The sequence below is a fragment of the Methanobacterium sp. genome, from assembly GCA_030017655.1.
Classification (GTDB): domain Archaea; phylum Methanobacteriota; class Methanobacteria; order Methanobacteriales; family Methanobacteriaceae; genus Methanobacterium_D.
Window position 1 is genome coordinate 1 of sequence record JASEIM010000075.1, and the last position, 682, is coordinate 682.

Here is a 682-nt window from a genome sequence, read left to right on the forward strand (position 1 = left end):
TATCACCAGCTATTACACAACCATTACTTCCAATATATGATATTATTAGACTCATTTTCCCACCTATATGTATTATTTAAATCAGTTTTTGACATAATTTTTTATCCAATAGTAATATCAGTTATCTGTTTTATCTTCCTAAACTTAATTAATTATTTATTATTAAATTAATTGGAAACTATCTTAAATTTACACTATTAAATGAGCAATATTAGCCATTTAAATTAATATTACTCTATATTAGGGATATAAAAATATTTTTGCATTATTCTAAATCAACTCCATAGAACTCTAGAAGTTCTTTTATTGATTTAACATAACTTTTAGGTCTCTCTTTATTTTTTTCTTCATTGTAGAACTCTACAAGGTTTTCAATATATTCTGACATATTCTAAACTCCTGGTTTAATGAAATGTTAAGCATTTTGTTATACAATTTGTTATACAAATTAGTTGATTTTATAATACTAAATTAATTATATTTATTTTAGTAATACTTATTATATCATATTATTATTAAATAATATATTATATTATTATATAATATGGCTTTAAATCATAAAATAAGATAATTAAAGCGTTTATGTTAATAAATGCAATAAAATATCTGTTTTTAGACTTAAAAACGTTTTTTAAATTATTTTTAATTTCCATGGGATTTATCCATTATTTGGCTGAATTTT

1 protein-coding gene is annotated in these 682 nt (G+C 19.9%); it reads right to left on the reverse strand.

The features are described 5' to 3' along the window. Positions 1–265: 265 nt before the first annotated feature. A complete protein-coding gene (locus tag QMD61_11680; GenBank protein MDI6725293.1) occupies positions 266–388 on the reverse strand; it encodes a hypothetical protein in 123 nt (40 codons plus the stop codon). Between the last annotated feature and the right edge of the window lie 294 nt (positions 389–682).